7 protein-coding genes are annotated in these 20965 nt (G+C 50.8%); all 7 read left to right on the forward strand.

Features of this window, described 5'->3' with window-relative positions; translation table 11 throughout:
* Positions 1-389 precede the first annotated feature (389 nt).
* The 7 genes from PPL9_RS32535 (at position 390) to PPL9_RS22570 (ending at position 20952) form a co-directional block, all read left to right on the forward strand.
* The gene (locus PPL9_RS32535) at positions 390-557 is read left to right on the forward strand and encodes a hypothetical protein (protein ID WP_161831427.1); all 168 of its coding nucleotides are present in this window, start codon (positions 390-392) and stop codon (positions 555-557) included.
* Between the two features lie 110 nt (positions 558-667).
* A complete protein-coding gene (locus PPL9_RS22545) occupies positions 668-10372 on the forward strand; it encodes a hybrid non-ribosomal peptide synthetase/type I polyketide synthase (protein WP_082597046.1) in 9705 nt (3234 codons plus the stop codon).
* Positions 10356-12872, forward strand: coding sequence for a polyketide synthase (locus PPL9_RS22550; protein WP_057464838.1), 2517 nt, complete (start codon positions 10356-10358; stop codon positions 12870-12872). The genes PPL9_RS22545 and PPL9_RS22550 overlap by 17 nt, the downstream gene beginning before the upstream one ends.
* Positions 12869-13786, forward strand: coding sequence for a 3-hydroxyacyl-CoA dehydrogenase NAD-binding domain-containing protein (locus tag PPL9_RS22555; RefSeq protein WP_082597050.1), 918 nt, complete (start codon positions 12869-12871; stop codon positions 13784-13786). The genes PPL9_RS22550 and PPL9_RS22555 overlap by 4 nt, the downstream gene beginning before the upstream one ends.
* Positions 13787-13803: 17 nt before the next feature.
* The gene (locus PPL9_RS22560) at positions 13804-14073 is read left to right on the forward strand and encodes a phosphopantetheine-binding protein (protein ID WP_014285868.1); all 270 of its coding nucleotides are present in this window, start codon (positions 13804-13806) and stop codon (positions 14071-14073) included.
* Positions 14060-15208, forward strand: coding sequence for an acyl-CoA dehydrogenase family protein (locus PPL9_RS22565; protein ID WP_054785552.1), 1149 nt, complete (start codon positions 14060-14062; stop codon positions 15206-15208). Before PPL9_RS22560 ends, PPL9_RS22565 begins: the two co-directional genes overlap by 14 nt.
* The gene (locus PPL9_RS22570) at positions 15205-20952 is read left to right on the forward strand and encodes a non-ribosomal peptide synthetase (RefSeq protein ID WP_057464839.1); all 5748 of its coding nucleotides are present in this window, start codon (positions 15205-15207) and stop codon (positions 20950-20952) included. Before PPL9_RS22565 ends, PPL9_RS22570 begins: the two co-directional genes overlap by 4 nt.
* Positions 20953-20965: the final 13 nt, after the last annotated feature.

A 20965-nucleotide genomic window follows, 5' to 3' on the forward strand; every position in this document is an offset into this window, starting at 1 on the left:
AACTTCCATGATCACATCTCCTCTCGCGCTATATCCTCAACGCTATCTTGGCATAAAGCGATGCCTGGCTGGGAGGGCGTCCACTCCATCGTATTTGGTCCAGTTGGGACTTGAAAGAAAATTCTACAAAACAAATGATGCAAGAAAATAATCTACTACGCACCCAGAGTAGGATCGTTTCATTGAAGATGATTCGAAGATAAAAATAAAATGTCAGGCATAAATTAGCTAAAGTACTCAATATTTTCAAATTATGATAAGCATTATAATGGAAAGATGTAAAATAATTCATCTAAAGCTATATTGACTCATATATAATACTTGTTTTGAATGTAATTCATACTTCAATGAATATAAAAAAGTGAATTGTACAATTTATAGGTGTAAAAATGTCATCTAGTACTTTGAGTAATTCCCGTCTGGTTCAAATAAGCGAGATTGCAGGTATTGGAGAGGCCAGATCTCAAGCAAAAATTGTAACTGGAAAGCTAGCTGACAGCTTTGCTGACGATCAAAAGATTCAAAAAAAACGCTCAGATTTGCTCTCAGATTCATGAAAGTTTTTGCGCCGTATCAGATAGGCGTTTCATGACTGACAGCGCCACTGCGCGGTGAGTTGTGAGCATGTGTTGAGTTTTACTTTTTTACTTTTCCAAGGCCATTTCCCTTGACTTCAAACATCGATGATATTCTCCCTCTGTCGTCCTTACAGGAAGCCTTGCTCTTGCGGACGATCGAATATCCAGATGACGATGCTTATCTGGAAGAAGCGGTTGTACGCTTAAAACATCCCATAAATGTGGATCGGCTCCGCAATGTCCTCACAGCCTTATTCGATAGGCATGCCGGGCTTCGTGCACGCTTCCATTGGGAAGGATTGAGCCGTCCTGTACAAATGATCTTAAAGCCAGATGGTACTGCACCTTTCAGGATCATTGATGTGTCTGGCAAAAAAAACTGTGATCTGGAAAACGCGCTTCAAGGATGGCTGGACAAGAGCAGAAGCAGCAATGATGTCGCGCGTGCACCTATCCAGATTTGCCTAGTGCAAGGAAAGAAGAGTGCGGCGCTTGCACTATCATGGCACCACATCCTTCTTGATGGCTGGAGCCTTGCTATTTGCTTGAAGGAGGTCTTTGAGGACTACTCAAAAGGGTTAGAGTGTACTCCGGAAAGGCTGCAGACCTCGCCGAAATCTCTCCTGCCGTCCAAAGACACAATCCGACATGATGGCGAGTTTTGGAAGACTAACCTTCAATCTGCTGAACCTTCTTTTCTTATGGCATCAGGCACTCAGCCTGAACCGTGTGAAGCTACTTTAGTTAAAGAACAGCACACTAAAGAACTCGACTGTATTTCTCAGATTACCCGCTTCTGTTCGACTGTGTCGGTGACACCAGCTGCATTGTACTACACTGCTTGGGGGCTTCTTGTTCAAAGGTGGACGCATAGCTTTGAAGCATTGTTCGGTACGGTCTTTTCGGGTCGGAGCGCTGCCACCGTCAACTCAGATAAGACGGTTGGCATGTTCATCAACACCCTGCCGATACGGGTCGCGTTTGAGGGGTCCGATCGGGTTGATGAAGCAGTTTTGGCGACACAGACGCATATCCAAGATTGCTCGCAACATCAATCGGCTTCGCTAGCGGATGTCACGAAATTAGTCAATCCAGGTGCGCGAGGACGAGTTTTCGACTCGCTGTTTGTAGTTGAAAATTATCCATTAGACCCAGAGCTCCTTAGTAGCTCATCGGACCTAGTTCAAGCCGTGTCGTTAGATGAAACAACTGAGTTTCCCGTCACGGCAACAGTGCTCGAAATGGATGGGAAACTGCGGCTTGAGGTAACTACTCGGGATGCGCGCTCGCAAGGATTAGCAAGGACGTTCGCTGACCTGTGGTCTTGCTTGTTAGAACAGATGATTGCAGACCCCAAAGCGCAACTTGCAAGCTTGCAAAACCTGTCGGATGAAGAGCTTACTCGTCGTCAATCTATATTCCATGCAGCGGTTCAAGATCGTACTTTCTGTTCGATACTGGATCGGATCTGGTGCCAAGCAGAGCGATCTCCAGATCAGATCGCCTTGGTTGATGCAAAAAGGTCGATGACGTACCGGGCGATGATTGCAGACGTCGAACAAAAGGCGCAGGCTTTGGCAGCGCACGGAGTGCGACCGGGTGATCTTGTCGGAATTCTCACGGAACGTTCCGTCGAGACTATCCTTTGCCTCATGGCGATACATAGGGTTGGGGCAGCTTATGTTCCAATCTCTGGTGACTATCCCTCTGGGCGTATCTTGGAGATCCTTGAAGATTGCACGCCAAAACTTGTTCTTACAAATTCAGACCACACTCTCTTTGAGTTGGAAGCGGCCTGCTCGTTTGTTCAGGTTAAAGATTTGCATATCAAAGAGCCTGTGGCCTCTTGGGAGCCGGACAAACCAAATCCAGATGACTTGGCCTATGTGATTTACTCGTCTGGGTCGACCGGGAAGCCAAAGGGTATCGCTGTGCAGTATCGAGCTATGCCCCGATTGGTGCTCGATCAGCAGGAGCTTCTACCTAGTCCAGGCGAAAGTGTCCTGCTGACGAGTGCTTTTGAGTTTGACGTTTCGGTTTTTGAGATGTGGTCGACACTTGCGCAAGGCGCCAAGCTGGTTGTGCCCTCATGGGTCGATCTTTTGGACAGTGACTTGCTGGCGCGCTGGGTAAAAGAAGAATCCATAACTCAAGCTTGGTTCATTACGTCGCTGTTTAATGCACATCTCTCATCAGGCGCGCAGTTTTTTGCGACGATGAAGAAGGTCATTATTGGTGGAGAAGCGCTGTCAACGTCCCATGTCCGGCAAGCATTAGAGGTTTTTCCGCACTTAGAGATATTAAATGGCTATGGTCCAACTGAGAACACTATCTTCACGACTTGTACGCCTTTGAGCCTACCTGTGGAAGAGCCGGTCCCAATTGGTTACGCCGTCAATGGAACAAGTCTGCAAGTTCTGGACTTAGACCAAAACCTATTGCCGGTAGGCGCTTTGGGTGCCCTGGCCGCTGGGGGAACTGGTGTTGCTGCAGGGTATTTGAATCGCCCTGAACTTGATCGGGCTCGTTTTGTTAATGATCCGTTCAATCCAGGCAAAAAGCGCTTTCTTACCGGTGATCTCGTCAGAGAGCGCACTGATGGATCCCTTTTGTATTATGGACGTGGTGATAGCCAAGTAAAGATCCGCGGCAATCGTCTGGACTTATCAGAGATTGAGCAACGGTTACTGGCGATTGAGGCCATCTGTGAGGCATCTGTTGTTCTCGTTAAACATCAAGACACTGAGCGCATTGTTGGCCTAATCCGGACTGAGCAAGAGTTATCGAACTCAATCGTTCTCACTAAGCTTGCTGAGCATTTGCCGACGTGGGCGGTGCCTGAGCATCTGGTTCAGGTCAGGCAGCTCCCCACGCTTTCAAACGGGAAGCTCGACCGTTTGTTGGTAGCAAAACTTGCGCAAGAACATGTCAATGACCAGCAAAAAGTGATCAGTCCCAACACTTTATCCTCAGAGCCGCCGAAGGGACGCGGTATCGGGTCAGAAAGATCAACAGATCGAAACGCTATAGAAATAGCTGTGCGTTCTGCATGGGAAAAAGTACTGGACAAGATCGACATTCCTTACACGACGTCGTTTTTCGAGGCAGGTGGCACATCGCTGCACATCATCCGCTTGAAGAGTTTGTTGTCAAAGGCATTGGGGCGTTCGATTGCGGTCGCGGAGCTTTTTACCCACGTGACCATTGCTGATCAGGTGCGGCACTTGGAGGCTGCTGACGGATTAAGCCCCGCAAAGCCAACGAGAAAATCGGAGATCAGAAGCACTCAGCCCGATGATGAAAAAGATTTTCGTCAAGATGATCTTGCGGTTATTGGGATGGCTGGCCGCTTTCCCGGTGCTACCAATATTGATGAGCTTTGGGAGTTGGTGAAGAAGGGAAACTCGGCACTCCATCGCTTTAGTTGCGAAGATCTTATTGCCCATGGTGTTGCCCCTCAAGACCTTCTGGACGACAGCTATATTCCCATCAAAGGGCTTTTGGACGATGTCCATAAGTTTGATCCGACGTTTTTTGGGTATTCCGAGCGTCAGGCAAATTTGATGGACCCCCAAGTTCGCTTGTTGCACCAAGTTTGCTGGGACGCTCTGGAAGCGAGTGGTCAGAGCGATACTAACCACGGCACGCGGGTTGGCCTCTATGCTGGGATTTTGGCGAACCCGATATGGTTGAATGGAGTGATGGCTGGGGTTGATGGTGCGACGGAGTTATACGAAGCATCGAACTTGAACTTGCAGGCCCCCACTGCGCTGATCTCCCATTCATTGGGATTGACCGGACCATCGATGCAAATCGACACGGCGTGTTCGACCTCAGCGGTTGCGATCCATGTTGCCGCACAAGCAATACTGTCGTCTGACTGTGATGTTGCCTTGGCCGGAGCGTCTTCGATTGAAATGCCGGTTCGTCGAGGATATCGGCGCGTTGAAGGTATGATTCACTCTAAGGATGGCTACTGTCGTCCATTTGATGAGGCCGCATCTGGAACAGTGACTGGTGACGGTGTAGCTGTCATTGTCTTAAAGCGGTTAAGCGCAGCTATCCGGGACCATGATCAGATCCTTGCGGTTTTGAAGGCGAGCGCGATCAACAACGACGGTGACCGAAAGGTCAGTTACACGGCTCCCAGTGCGCTCGGGCAGGCAGAAGTCATCAACGCCTGCCTCGATGAGGCGGGTATAGAACCAAAGACTATTGGTCTGGTCGAAGCGCACGGTACCGCCACGCCGCTTGGTGATCCAATCGAGGCAGCGGCACTGACCCAGGTATTTGCTAAAGATGGTCAGCCTGCTTGTGCCCTAGGCTCAATAAAGGGCACCATTGGACATTTGAACTCGACCGCAGGTGTCGCTGGTGTGATTAAGGCCATTTGTGCGTTACAGCATAAAACGCTGCCGCCAAACCCCAATTTCAACCGCCTGAACCCAGAAATCAATGCGCAGACGCTGCCGTTCTTCTTTCCATCAAAAGCAACTGCTTGGGAAAAGACAAATGATACAGCACGGCGGGCAGTGATCAGCTCGTTCGGGATCGGCGGGACGAACGCACATATTGTTCTGGAAGAAGCGCCGGAGCGTGTTTCAGTCGAAGGAACGCGTGCATTCAAGAATGACGAAACCAAGCGAGCCGATAGACTACGCATCTATCCGTTCTCGGCATCTGACGATGCGTCGCTGACACGGCGCATTCAAACCACGATAGGGGAGGCGGAGGCGCAAAGAGTATCCTGCGATGATGTCGAGTTTACCCTTCGCTCTAGTCGCCGTACGTTCGCGCACCGGGCAGTCGCTTTAGCCCGTCCAGTTGAGACCACGTTCACGCAAGATGAGATGCTGCTTGCAGATTGGGAACGCGGATGTGTTGCTGATCAACCTGCACAATCGGTGTTCCTATTTCCTGGGCAGGGTACACAGTACATAGGAATGGGACGTGGTCTTTATCGTAACGTCCCGCAATTTGCGAGAATTCTAGATGACCTTCTGGCCCGCTTAGAACCGCATATAGACTTTGATGCCCAGCATCTCATCTTTGAGGCGCCGATAGAAGAGGGGCTTCGGGATACTAAAATTGTCCAACCACTCTTGTTTACGCTGGAACTTGCGCTTGCGAAATGCCTGATGGCGATTGGTGTAACGCCAAAAGCATTGGTTGGGCACAGTTTGGGCGAGTTTACCGCAGCGACACTTGCTGGTGTTTTTGAGTTAAATGATGCATTGTCATTGGTTGCGTTGCGTGGCCGGTTGATGCAATCTCAGCCGACAGGGCATATGTATAGTCTGCCGATGTCTGAGGCTGAGATCGCCACTGTCCTTGAAGGTTGGCCAGACATTGAAGTTGCGACCATTAATATGGCGCAAGCCTGCGTTATTGCTGGCCCACAAGCGAAGCTGGCTGACTTCTTCGCACAAATGCCCGATCTCGCTAGTTCGGCGGTTCGCCTGCAAACATCGCACGCATTCCACACTCAAATGATGGACGGCATGCTGCCGGCTTTCAAAAAGGCGCTCCAGGCAATTACGTTAAGGGCACCAAGTATTCCGTATATTTCGAATGTAACGGGAACTTGGATTACTCCTGAACAGGCGATGGATCCGGATTATTGGTGCCAGCATACGCGCCAGGCTGTACGCTTTGCACAAGGTCTTTCAGAGCTGTTATCTGAGACCGGTTTGTTCATTGAGGTTGGCCCTCAAAATGTCCTATCCAATTTGGCAAAACGCCACGCAAGTTGGGACGTTAAATCGCATTCCGCGTTTGAGCTTTTGCCCAAAGAACCAAGCCCTCCCGTAGATCAGGTTTCGTGTGATTGGCTACAGTTCAGCCGGACGCTCGCACAGCTTTGGTGCCGCGGTTGTAACTTGTCTTGGAGTGCTCTGGATGACCATTGTGATGGACAAAAGGTCAAAGTGCCAGGCTATCCATTTGCGCAACGGGCCTACTGGAAATTTGGCAATACATTCGAGCCTTTAACGCTACGGGACCGTAAGCGAGCGAGTAAGAGTGAGTGGGCACGTCAACCAATCTGGACGCCGGTGTCTACCACGGATGTTCGTCTGGCGCGCGGACATGAGCTTTGCGTAGTACCAATTGATCCGATGGCTACCGAAGCCACGAACCGCCTCTGTGAGGTTCTAAAGAACCAAGGGATTGCCCATACTCATGTTAAACACAGGAGTGATGCGGCATTGGGGCGGAGTGGGACTGAGGCCGCGCCTTTATATTGGCTTTTGGTCGCAGAGTCACAAGCGGATCCGCTGGCGGATAGCGATGCCGCCAACGCATTGTTGGCGCAATATCTTGACCTTCTTAAGGGCGTGACTTCGCATTTCGGTCCGCATGACAAGATTTGTCTTTTAACTCATGGAGCCTTCCCGGTTCTGCAACAGGAAATAGCAAACCCCACAACACGTGCCATCGCTGGAGCAGCACTTCAAGCGCGCACTGAGCATGTGGGCCTGCCCATGTCTCAATGTGATCTTCCAGCTAGCGGGATCGCGCCGCAATGGCATATGACCTCCCTCCTGGCAGGGATGTTCGAAGGCCCGAACAAGCGGCCGTACTTGGCCTGTCGAGACGGCAAGCTCTTTGTCCGCGATGCTTGTCAGTTGAGCTATGCATTGTCAAAACGTACTGAGTTGCCGAGTGCACCAAAGGTTTGGGTCTTTGGAGGGCGTGGTGGCATCGGTTCAGCACTTGTCGAGTACTGGCTGACCCATCCCAAAGCTGAGGTATCAGTTTTAGTGCGAGGGGAAATTTCGCCGAGGCAAGCAGCAGTGTTCCAACGCTTATCAGCCACTCACGGCTCGATGTGGAGGAGCGTCCGATTTGATGCCAGCAATCGCGATGATTTGAAGATTATCGGCAATCATCTCCTGCAGTTTGGCAAGCCTGACCATATCGATTTTGCGATGGGCGTGGCTGGCTCTACGCTCCTGCATGCCTTAGACGAAAAAGCGTTGTCCAGGGAGCTATCTGCAAAAGTCAATGGAACAGCTCTTTGCTTGGCTGAGTTGCAACGACATCGAGCTCTGCACGAAGAGCTCACGGTGAACTTTTGTTCATCGATTGCTTCAGAGGCAAATGGGGGCCCCGGTCAGATTGCATATGGCGCTGCCAATGCTTGGTTAGACGCCATTGCGGACTATTGCTCTAAGACCTTCCATATCAACGCTTTGGCGTTGGGATGGGATACTTGGCGAGACCGCGGGATGGCTGCACGCCTAATCGGATCATCGTCTGCCGAAACTGAACCAGTTCCATTCTCTGATCTTTTTTCAGGTGGAGCAGATGATATTTGGCCATCGCACGCATTGGGTCACAAGAACGTTAGAACATTGATCCGTCTGCAACGCTCAAACGATTGGATCGTGGAAGCTCACAAGTTGGGCGAGACGGGAGTTATGCCCGCGACTGGATATCTGTTTCTTGCGTTAGAAAGCGTGAAGGCTCTTGGGAGTGAGCTTGCAAACTTAGAAGAAGCCATTGTGCTTGCCCCCTTAAGCTTGGCTCAGGGCGAGGAGTGTTTGATCCGTGTGGATTGTGAGCAGGACGGTGATCACTTTAATATCGTAATTCGCTCTTGTTCGGACGCTTTTGATGACCAATGGACAACTCATTTTCAAGGCAAGGCTGCGATCGAACCGCCCGTTTATGTGAATGAGGCTGAACTTTCGCAAGATGTACAATTGTCTGACGGCAGACAGTTACAGTCTGTACGCCTCCAGGACTTGCATACAACCGTCTTGAGTTATTCTGGCCCTTGGGAGTGTATCAAGAGTATTAAGTGCAATGCCGATATGTCGTTTGTCACGGCTGAACTGGCTATGCCGTCAAAATACTCACGGCAAACTGAGAGTATCCAGGTTCATCCAGCCCTTCTTGACGTGGCAATTGGGCTTCTCGACCGCGTTGCAGGAACCGGGTTGGATACAGTTCCGTTCTCGTTTGAAAAGCTGGCCGTGTCAGGACCTTTAGGTGCAACCGTCAAGGCGGAGATCACTGCGCAAAGCTGCGGTTCAGCGGTTCCGAGTTTTTCTATGGTTTTACATGGAGACACCGGCCATCGCCTAACATGCCAAGCTGTCATTAAGCGAAGAGTGGAAGTTGGTGTGCCTGAAGATGTCCAAGAACATCTTGTTAGAGGCTCATGGCGCACGCTTCCAACGAGTGCAAACTATGATCTGATCCAAGCCGAACCTGGCGTGCTGCAAAGCTTGAGTTTCGTTACTTGCGAGAAGACAGAGCTAGCTGCAGACGAAGTTGAAATTGAGGTCTTATCGTCTGGTCTCAGTTTCAAAGACGTGTTGTTTGCTGCAGGGCATTTACCGGAAAGTGCGGGCTTTACTAGTTTCGGGCTGGAATGTGCGGGGCGTGTCAACCGCATCGGAAAAGATGTTTCGACCTTCCGCGTAGGTGATGGAGTTATGACGGCTGTGCCTGGCGCGTTCCGGCGTTTTTTGACGGTGCGTGAATGTTCTGTTGCAGCCATTCCAAGCAACAGTACATACGAATCCGCCGCTGCCTTGCCAGTTGCTTACCTAACGGCCCTTGTTGCTCTGCGCGAGCGGGCTAAACTCAAGCCTGGCGAAACAGTACTAATCCACTCCGCAGCCGGCGGCGTCGGATTGGCTGCCGTTCATATCGCAACACACCTGGGCGCGAGCGTCTACACAACGGCTGGGACGGATGAGAAGAGACAGCGACTAGCAGATATGGGCACCACTGTTGTGGGGTCTACGCGCGATGAAAGTTTCGAAGCAGGTCTTTTGGCTGCCACCAACGGCAAAGGTGTAGATGTTGTTTTAAATGCTCTGACTGGGGAGCTTCTGGAAGCAGGTATGCGCTGCTTGTCTGTTGGTGGACGCTTTGTCGAAATGGGGGTTCAGGATATCTCATCTGGCCGAGGGTTGCCGATGGATCTGCTCAGCGGTGGCCGGCAGTTCATTCCCCTTGGAGACAGTTTGGATCCTGAAGCGTCGGGAGGAGCTTTAAGAGAACTCGTGCGCTTGGTGGAAGCTAGGGCCTTGCCTCTCCTGCCTGCAACCACTTTCGGTGTAGATGAGGTTTGCGACGCATTCTCATATATGGCTGGCGCGCGGCATTTCGGCAAAATCACAATCACGCACCGTAACCGGGAGGTGATGAAACAGTTGAACGCGATCTTGGATGAGCGTGTCAACGGCGCCTTTGCTACGGGTTTTTCTGATGAAGAAGCTATTGAGTTGTTTGACAACTGGGCAGGGCGGTCAACTGCCTCGTCGCAGATCATCCTCAGTCCGCGCCCCCACGAGCAGTTGCACGAACAGATGCATAGCGAGCGTTCTACTGCATCTGCAGATACTGATCCGCTCAGGGCGGAACTTCGGCCGCGCCCAAATCTGACGTCTGAGTACAAAGCCGCGCGGTCGGAGATGGAAGAACGCTATGTGGCATTGCTCGAAAGCCATCTTGGCACTGCTCCAGTTGGAATTGATGATAACTTCTTTGAACTCGGTGCCACCTCACTCGATATTGTACAGATTGCTGGAAAATTGGCCAAGATCGAGGCCAGCAGCAAAGTCGTTGATTTTTACAAGTTCACCACAGTTGCGATGCTCGTCAAGCACTATGGGGCCGGTCAAGAAGAGCCAAGCTCCGTCTCTAATGCAACCGAAACGAACAAAACTGCTACCAAACCTAGACTGAGCGCCGTTGATGCCGTTCGCAACCGTGCCAAGACGGCGTCTCAAAAACGCGCCCAGAGTCGGAGGAAACGTGATGTCAGTAGCGTGTGATCCAACAGATTTTGGCATGGGCTTGGCGATTGTCGGAATGGCAGTCCGTCTTCCTCAAAGCGAGACCCTCGAAGATTACTGGCATACCACTGTCGGTAAGAAGGCGTGCCAGACTTGGTTCGACAAGGATGATCTGATTGATGAAGGTTGGGATCCAGAGCTTGTAAAAAATCCAGCTTTCATGCCAGTCAAGCCAGTGATTTCAGGCGTGGAGCATTTCGATGCTGACTTTTTCGGGTACAGCCGGGCAGAGGCGGCACATCTTGATCCGAAGACACGTGTCTTTCATGAGGTTGCTTATCATGCTTTGGAGCATGCGGGCTATGGTGGCAATATCAGATCAGAGATCTCAATTGGCGTCTTTGCTGGTGCGTCAGAGGACCCCGAATGGCTTCGCAGAACGTCTGCCATGCTTTCTCGAAACAGCGTTGAGCAGTTTGAACGTGGAATACTCGCACACAAGGACTTGTTAGCCCAACTTGTGGCGTTTCATCTTGATCTGCATGGCCCGGCATACACATTGTACACCGCCTGTTCCACATCATTAGCAGCGGTACATATGGCTGCGCAGAGCCTTTTGTTCGGCGAGTGTGATGTTGCTATTGCTGGCGGTGTCACAATAGATCTGCCCATAAAGTCAGGCTATTTGGCGCAAGAGGGCATGATCCACTCTCTTGACGGGTATTGCCGGCCGTTTGATGCCGCCGCAAAGGGCACGCTGTTCGGTGATGGCGCTTGTGCGGTGGTCTTGAAGCGCCTTCAAGATGCTGTGGCTGATCGAGATCACATTCACGCTGTCGTACGGGCTGTTAGTGCAAACAACGATGGACATCGAAAAGTTGGTTTCTCCGCGCCCAGCCTGCAAGGTCAAAGTGATCTGATTAGCACAACTTTGGCTATGGCTGACGTTGATCCAAGCACTATCGGATATGTCGAAACACACGGGACCGGGACAGTCATTGGCGATCCGGTTGAGTTTGATGCTTTGGTTGAGGCGTTTGGCACGACGCTAGGACAACGATGTGCGCTCGGTTCCGTGAAAGCCAACATTGGTCATACGCATGCCGCCGCTGGGGTCGCCGGTTTAATCAAGAGCGTCCTCGCCATCGAGAACGCCACAGTGCCACCTATGGCGCATTTTCAGGCACCAAATCCCAACATGGCGCTGGAGCAAAGCCCTTTTTATATCCCAACTGAACCTCAGGTTTGGCCAGCTGAAATGACACCTCGGCGGGCGGCGGTCAGTTCTTTTGGGATTGGCGGTACTAATCTTCACGCTATTATCGAGCAAGCACCTAACTTTCCAGCCCCTTCAACTTCGCAAGGCCCATTAGTCTATCCAGTCTCAGCCCAGACAGAAGACGTCGCTAAGGAGCTGGCAGAGCGCCTGCAAGCGCAGTTGAGCACGTTATCCAATAGGGATGATTTTAGTCGTCTGGCATTTTGCCTTCAAACCAAACGCAGAGAGTTTCCTTATCGTCTTGCAATTGTTGTGAGTGAGGGAAAGGAAGGACAGTGGCTCTTTGAGAAAGTAGAGCCTACTTGCGGTGCAAATGAGGTGTCAGGTTCTGTCTTACGATTGAGGCATGAAAACGCGGTCGCGCTGAGTGCTTGTGAACGCAATATACTGGTATCTCAAGCCAAGACGCTGATTTCGGCTGTGCCATCGATCACGTCTATTGCGGGTCAAGGCGATATGTTGTGGCTCGCAGCGGCCGTTGCTGGTGTGATGGAAAGTGAAGGTGTCCTCTCGGCATTGGCCTTTGCGCAGTCTGGTGCGTTGCCTACTGTTCCATCACGCCACCACACGCCCTTAACAGTGCTGAGCGATATCAACGGGATCGCAATAACTCCCGATCAATTGGCTGATGATGGGTTCTGGATTGGGCAGCTGACCAACACGGCGCAAGCGCATCCGGCCTGTTCAGAGAATAAAAGAACTGTCGGTGGACATGGCTTAACCTTCGGCCTGGCAGAAACCCAATCACCTGGTCTTGAGCGCCTTCTTGCAGAACTGTGGGTCAACGGAGGTGCTATCGATTGGCGGGTCTTTCACAGTAACGGTGTACCGTCTCACCTTGCCGGACCGAATTACCCCTTCTCCAGAACGCCATTTCCGGTACCTCCTGCCGTATCTCAACAGGTAAGTCCAAGCTCAGACAGCGCACTGCCAAAAGAACTCACGAGTGTCAACGCACGTCCTGATCTTTCCTCCACATTTCGTCCCGCTGAAAACCAGACCGAACTCCTCGTCACAGGTTTGATGGAACAGATGCTCGGTATTGCACCGGTCGGAATGGATGATGATTTTTTTGAGTTAGGTGGTCACTCCCTTTTAGCCACCAAACTGGCAATCGCAATCGAAAAGAGCTTCGGCACGGTCTTAGAGATCGCCAACTTTCTTGAGGTTCCAACTGCAGCTTCGATCTGCAGCTTTCTTGCCAGCGCAACTCCAGCTCAGTTCCCTTACAACCATGGCAATGAGGAAACAAACCCATGAGTTCTCAGGTCAATAGCGACTTATCGGTCCTGTCCAAGCAAACAGTATGTGAGCCAATCTCCGAACTCGTCGCGGTCATCGGCGCCGGTACAATGGGTACTGGGATCGCGCATGACCTTGCTTTGCATGGGGTGGATACTGTCGTTGTAGATATCAACACAGATCAGCTTGATATCTGTGCCAAGAACATCAAGCAGAACCTACGCCTGTATCAGATGCACGAAGTGCATGGGAAGCTAACGGTACCGCGCGAGACTATTTTGGAACGGTTGACATTCACCACATTGCTGGAGGACATCGCGGACGCGGGGTTCGTCATCGAAAATGTCACAGAAGATTGGGACATTAAGCAGCAAGTTTATCAAAAGATGGCTGAAGTTTGTGCGCCAGAGACTGTCTATGGCGTTAACACTTCGGCCATTTCGATAACCCAGGTCGCTAGCTTGATGCCGGTGCCAGAGAATGTCGTCGGCGTGCATTTGATGAATCCGGTGCCGCTCAAGCCGATGGTTGAACTTATCCGTGGTTTTCGCAGCAGCGAGGACGCTCTAAATCGTATGCGTGCTCTGTTGGCGCGGTTGAATAAAGAGAGCATTACCGTCGAGGACTCACCCGGTTTTGTTACCAACCGAGCCATGATGATCTTCGTCAACGAGGCCATCTTCATGGTCCAAGAACACGTCGCATCACCCTCTGACGTCGACACACTATTCAAGTCCTGTTTTGGCCACAAGATGGGGCCGCTTCAGACGGCCGATTTGATTGGTCTCGACACGATTCTTAAGTCGCTGGAGGTTCTTTACGAGGGCTTCAATGACAGCAAGTTTCGCCCCTGTTTTCTGCTCAAGAAAATGGTCAGTGCCGGCAAGATGGGCATGAAGTCCGGATCCGGTTTTTATGAGTACACACAATAAGCCTCGGAGATACTCTCATGGAAAACATTAGAGCACAGATCCGCGAATTCCTGTCTCGTGCGACCAATGGTGCCGCGATTGAAGACAACACGAACATATTCGAACTGGGATTAGCGCACTCGTTGTTCACCGTTCAGATGATCTTGTTCATCGAAGGTAAGTTCGGGATCGAACTCGAACTGGATGACATCAAACCAGAAGATATCAGCACAATTGCCAAAATCTCCGAACTGATCTCAACACATTTAGTGGCAGAAAATCGGGAGTTGGAACATGCAGCCTCCTGACAATCTTACTCAGTTCCAGGCCAACGTACGTGCCTTTGTCGAAAAGACGCTTTTGCCAGAAGTGAATAAGATCGACGAAGCCGAGCAAATCGACCGTTCGCTAATTCAAGCGATGGCCAATCAAGGATTTTTGGGAGCGTCGATCAAGAAGAAGAATGGCGGGCAGGCTCTACCCTCTGATCACCTGATGGTGCTGCATAAGGAAGTGGCCCGCGCGCATGGTTCTTTAGAGAATCTCGTGACGGTGACCGGCATGGTTGCAGCTGCGGTGGAGCGTTTTGCCAAGTCCGATCTGATACGTGACTACGTTAAGGCACTGGCTAAAGGCGAGTTGATCGGCGGTTTTGCGATGACCGAGCCCAATATCGGCAGCAATTTGAGCCATGTGGAAACCACCATCACACGCGATGGCGATGACTATGTGATCAATGGCGTCAAGACGTGGATCACTTTGGCCCAAATCGCAGATTTCTTTGTCGTCCTTGGTCGCACACGTGACAACCACACCCAGGTCATTCTGGTTGATCGCTCGACGCCAGGTCTGAGTGTGGAACCGATCCGCGGGATGATTGGTCTGAGGGCCAATATGCTTGGCACGGTAACGTTTGATCAATGTCGAGTGCCTGCTCATTATCTTTTAGGCAGCGAAACTCAAGGATTGGCATTATCAGCGACGTTTGGCCTGCATGAGGGACGCTTTACAACGGCTTGCGGATGCCTTGGCCTGGCTGATGCTGCTCTGGAAGTGATGACTGAGCGGTGTATCTCACGCCAGCAGGCGGGCAAGCCACTTTACCGGCATCAGCTGGTTCAAAAGATGCTCTCGGAGACCTTGGTCGCGGTAATGTCCGCGCAAGAGCTGGTCAATCGCGCTGCTGAAGCCCGCGATATGGCCTCACCAGACATGGTGCAAGCGATTATGATCGCGAAATATGCGGCCTCCCAAGCTGCTCGTCTGGCCAGTAATAACGCGGTTCAGTTGTTGGGAGCCTCTGGGTGCCACGCCGTCAATCATGCCGAGCGTTACTTTCGCGATGCAAAGGCGATGGAGATTATCGAAGGCACGACGCAAATCCATGAAATTCAGATCGCGTTGGCATACATCGCAACGAATGTTGAACGGGCCGCAGCATGACACATCTTGCATTCATATTCCCCGGTTCCGGATCACAGTATCCGGCAATGGCATCGCGCTTGATCAAGAACCATGACTTGATCAAGGAGCTGTTTGTTGAAGCGTCAGATGTTCTCGGATGGGACTTGACCGATCTTTGTACTAAGGGTGGGTTGACGAAGCTTAGCAAAACTAAATTTCTGTTCCCAGCTTTGCACGTCACAAATGTTGCTCACTTCAAGGCAGCCATCCTGGAATATGAATGCAAGCCAACAGTTATGCTTGGTCACAGTTTAGGTGAGTACTCGGCACTTACTTGTGCCGGAGCGATGTCTTTTGCTGATAGTGTCAAAGTGGTCGCTAGACGTGCAGAAATTGCAGCAAAAGCTCAAGCGGCTACGGTCTCTGCAACAACGATTTTTAAGAATACGGATCTGGAGACAGTTCGCAAAACGCTTGAAGAGGTGCGTGCGCAAACAGATGCCCTGGTGAGCCTTGCATGCATCAATAGTGACACGCAATTTATGGTGACGGGCGAAGCCAAGGCAGTGTTGCTGGCTGAGCAGTCTCTCTTAGCTTCTGATGGTAGTGCCGAGGTTGTACCACTGTATGGCGGTGCACCTTACCATAGTAGTCTTATGACACCTTACGTTGCAGAGTTACGCAGCGCATTAGAAATGGTAACGTGGCAATCACCGCAGATCTCCGTGATTTCCAGTGCGACCGCGAACAAAGTTGAGACGCCTGATGCCATTAAGGATGTTCTAGCACGGCAGCTTGATCATACTGTATTATGGCGGGATTGTATTGAGCGGATCAAAGATGAGGGCATTTCCTGCGTCGCCGAAGTTGGTCCACAAAGCGTTTTGAAAAATCTGCTTTTGGAGACGAACTATCCAGGTGTAGTTCTGGCTCATGATGACCAATCTGACAAGCTAAAACTGGCAGAGTTTGGTAATCCGCCAAAGACTGAGACGCCCGAAAAAACCATTATGAGTGCAGTGGAGCGCTCGTTTCGCTCATATCCAGATGCTGTGGCTGTTCGTTGTGAAACGGGCAATCTGACGTACTGTGAGTTGGATAAGAAATCCAGCCATCTAGCTCATAAACTAAGAAGCCTCGGCGTTGGCAAAGACACGCCAACGGCCGTTTCAATGCCGCGCAGCTCTGATATGATTGTCGCTATATTTGCGATTTTGCGCGCAGGCGGGGCTTACTTACCAATCAATGCCCATCACCCTGCTGACCGTGTGCAGACCATTTTGCGTGATAGTGGTGCCGTTGGGCTAATCACAGACACGACCGATCGCTTAGACGTATCGTTTGATGGGTTCAGCCTCGCAATGGATGTCTACGATTGGGGCGCTCCGGTCGTAAGTGGTGAGCTGCCCGAACCACAGCCAGAAGACTTGGCGTACATAATTTACACCTCGGGTTCTACCGGGCGGGCAAAGGGTGTTTGTACAGAACACGCGGCGCTCAGCAATCGCCTTGACTGGATGCAAGAAGCTTATCCAATAGGTCCCGCTGACACGATACTCCAGAAGACTGTTACGACGTTTGATGTCTCGCTTTGGGAGTTGCTTTGGTGGGCTATGGAGGGTGCGAGTGTTGCTCTGCTGCCATCCGGGAAAGAGCATGATCCGAGGGCAATCTCTCGTAGTATTCGCACCCATAACGTTACTATTATTCACTTCGTGCCATCAGTATTTGAGCTGTTTCTGACCTATGAGGAGATCAAAGGATGTCCCGAAGTGCTTTCCAAGCTTCGGTTCATTTTTACAAGTGGCGAGAAGCTCTTGGTCGAAGCGGTTCAACGGTTCCATACGCTGACACAGAACCAACCAAGTATTGCGCTGGTTAATCTATACGGCCCTACTGAAGCGGCAATAGACGTGACCTATTTCAATTGCGTACGCGGACAGGTCCTGTCCGATGTTCCAATTGGTAAACCGATTACAGGAATCGAACTGCACATTGTCGATGAGGCTCTTAAACCCATAGACGGTGAAGGGGAGTTGCTAATTTCTGGTGTTGGTTTGGCGCGAGGATATTTGAATGCAGAAGAACTGACAAATGCAGCCTTCGTAAATGTCCCAGCATTAAATGGTCTACGCGCCTATCGCACAGGTGACTTAGTCACGAAAGACAGCAAAACTGGTAACTATCACTATATCGGTCGCAATGACTTCCAGATCAAGCTACGTGGATTGCGTGTTGAGCTTGGTGAGATCGAGCATGTGCTTTTGCAAAGCCGGGGTGTTACGTCAGCATGTGTTTACGCTGACACGGATAACCCCATGTCACAAAACATCTTCGCGTCAATTGTTGGTGATGGCGAAGTTGATATTGATGACGTGCAGCTGAACCTCTTGAATGCGCTACCTGAGTATATGATCCCAAGCAGGCTACTCTTGTTAGATGCAATGCCACTGTCCAAAAATGGGAAGTTGGATCGCAAGGCACTTTTAGCTCAAGCTAAAAGCGTTCAGGGCGTGACAGTGGACCTTCGTAAAGCAAGTGATGTTGGTGGGAAGGCTATACAGGCTCAAGAAGCTATCCCTCTGACAAATGGGCAGAATGCAATGTGGGTTGCACAACAACTGCACCCTGATCGTAGCCTGTTCACCTCTCCGATAATGCTCAAGCTGAAGGGCATTTTGGACGTGGACCAGTTGTCCAAAGCAGTGGAACTGACCGTTGCCCGCCATGGGCAGCTGCGCTCAGGTATCTCTTCTGATCGCTCTGTTCAAGTTACAAATGCTTCTTTGCCCAAACTTGAGTGTCTTAGTACGCTGCCAGAAGGCTACAAGGCAGGCACACCACTTCCATTTGCGACGGGGCGCTATGACATAGAACGACCTTTGGTTCGATTTGTCTTGGTTAAGCTAGCGCAGGATGAATACTTGCTACAGATTGATCTGGATCACATCCTTTGTGACGGTTGGTCTAAGGCGGTTCTGATTGATGATTTGCTCGGGTTTTATTATGACACCCCGACCGAAATGCCGGGCAAAACATACATTGATCATGTGTCCCAGTTAGCAGAGTTTGCATCTTCCGAAAAATATGACCGACAGCTTGATTTCTGGTTAAAAAAACTCTCAGGGGATCTGCCAGTTCTGAGCTTACCTTTTGATCGGCGCCGGCCATCGCTTTCTGCCCGGACTGGCTCATTCGTTGATTTTTCACTGCCATTAGAAACAACAAAAACCCTGAAAGGTGTCGCAGCACGTAATCGCGTTAGCTTTTATAATGTTCTTTTGGCGGCGTATGCCCTCTTTTTGAATAAGCATACAAGCCAGGCCGATATCATTATTGGCATCCCTATGGCTGGGCGATTTGAGGCAGCTTATGAACGAACATTTGGGCTTTTTGTAAACAGCCTTCCCCTTCGCTTAGACATTGATATTTCGCTTTCATTTTCCCAGTTGCTGGAAAAGATCAAGAGCGAAAGCCTGAATCTCATTCGAAATGGTTCGATAGGGTTTGAAGATATTGTCAAGACAGTCAAACCCCGGCGACAGGGGTCTGCCTTTCCAATCTATCAGACGTCTTTCCAGCTTGACAGTTTGCCGGTGCCGGATCTGAAAAGAGACGCACTAGAGGCTGACGTCCTGTTGAATGATACAGGTATTTCTCTTTTAGATTTGTCGATCAGTCTTCATGAAACAGGCGATGGTCTGCACGGTACTTTTGAGTACGATGACGAGCTTTTTGATCGAGAAACAATCGAACGCTTTGCTGCGCGGTATCGTTGTCTCCTTGAGGCGATTGCAAAAGACGAGACGGTTGAATGTGCAGATCTTTCAATCATGTGCGCGCAAGATTTTGAGGCTTATGAACGATTAAATGCACGTTGTTTGACCAAACCCGCCCACTCCTCGCTTTGGCCCTTACTCAAATCTGCTCTTTCTGAAAAGGGAGACGCGATTTGTATTAAAGACAAGGGTGACGAGGTTAGTGGTAAATCGCTTTTGTCGGCAGTGTACCGTTTTACCAGTAAGCTTGCTGATTGTGGCGTGGTCCCGGGGTCGCGCGTCGCTAGTGTGATGGAGTCCGGCCTCCCAGCAATTGTGGCACAGCTGGCAACTTTTTGTATCGGGGCCGTCTGGGTCCCGGTTGATCCCAAATCTCCGGCTGATCGGTTGGCGCACGTGTTGAATGAGTGCGAGCCGCTTGTTTTGCTACTCGATTCAGCAAGCGCCGAGTTCTACGGTAAGACAAGTCCCGTCCTTGAAGGTCAAACTTTGATTGAGGTGGAACCTCTTCAGGCTCAGGACTTGCGAGTGTCGTCCGATGATGAAGACCCAAGCTTTGAGGTTCCAATCTCAAGCGATGCAGTGATCTTGTTTACGTCTGGTAGTACGGGTCGGCCCAAGGGTGTTCGGCTGACACATCAAGGACTTGCGATCTTGGTGGAGTCCTTTCTGGAAAGTTATGACATCACAAATCAAGATGTTCTGCTTCCGGTTACCTCGGTTGGCTCCGCAAGTTATTTGGGAGAAGTGTTGCCAATCCTCATCGGGGGCGGACAGCTCTTGCTTGTCGATCAGATGACAGCTCTCGACATAGACGCAACACTCAATGCCATAAAGCAGGATCACGTTACCATACTGAGTACAGTTCCAGGGCTCCTGGACCGCCTCAACAAGGCCGTTACCAAAGACGATACTCGTTTTGAAAGCGTGCGTTGGTTGTTAAGTGGTGGTGAAGCACTGAATTTCAGTCAGGTCGACAATCTAATCAACCATGCAAGGGTGGTGAACGGCTATGGTCTGACTGAAGCGACGATTTGTTCGACCTTCTACGAAGTGACAGCTGCCGACAACAACACCGTGGGTCCATTGCCGATTGGCACGACGGTGTCAGAGACCGATGCGATTTTGCTCACTGAGAACGGAACCAAAGCGCCAATTGGCGTTAATGGCGAACTGTATCTCTCCGGGCTAGGTCTTGCAGCAGGATACTTGCGGGAGGAGCAAACGGACAAAGCCTTTGTGGTACTCCCTCAAACCTCAGATCAAGTTTTCCTGCGCACTGGAGATCGTGTCCGGATGAGACCGGACGGGTGTTTGGATTATCTGGACCGTGTGGATCGGCAGGTCCAAATTCGTGGCCATCGAGTTGAACTCGGCGACATTGAAACGGTGTTGATGGGGCACCCGGAAATCGAAAGAGCCCATCTCGTCTTACACGAAGTACAAGGTGGTGCAAGAGACGCACAAGTGTTGTCGGCCTTCTACACGACCAAAACACAAGTGACAGTTGCTGATAGTGATTTGCGGGCTTTTGTTTCTGCTAAACTTCCGGCCCATATGGCTCCAGCTGCTTTTGTCTTTCTCAAAGATTTGCCGCTGTCATTGAATGGCAAAGTTGATGAGGCGCAGTTGCCAACTGCACAAGCAACGGTTCAATCGATGGCCAGGCAGGAGCTCTGTCCGCCCAGAACGGATGTCGAAAAGAAGTTAGCTACCATTTGGGAAGACCTATTAGGCGGTGTTCAGCCTGCTGCTGATGCCAATTTCTTCGAACTGGGTGGCAACTCACTACTGCTCACAGACCTACAGCACCAAATCGCACGTGAGTTTGCAACGAAGATTGAGTTAGTCGAGCTTTTTTCAAACCCAACAATTCAGTCGCAAGCCAAGCTGCTCGATACCTCCAGCACAATCGAGCCAACACATGAGCATGCTCCCGACAGTGCGATCGTGAGGAAATCTGCATTTGCCCCCAACCGATGGAAGCCAGCGGTAAACGCCTAGAGGGAAAACTGAC

Source organism: Pseudovibrio sp. POLY-S9, from assembly GCF_001431305.1.
Classification (GTDB): domain Bacteria; phylum Pseudomonadota; class Alphaproteobacteria; order Rhizobiales; family Stappiaceae; genus Pseudovibrio.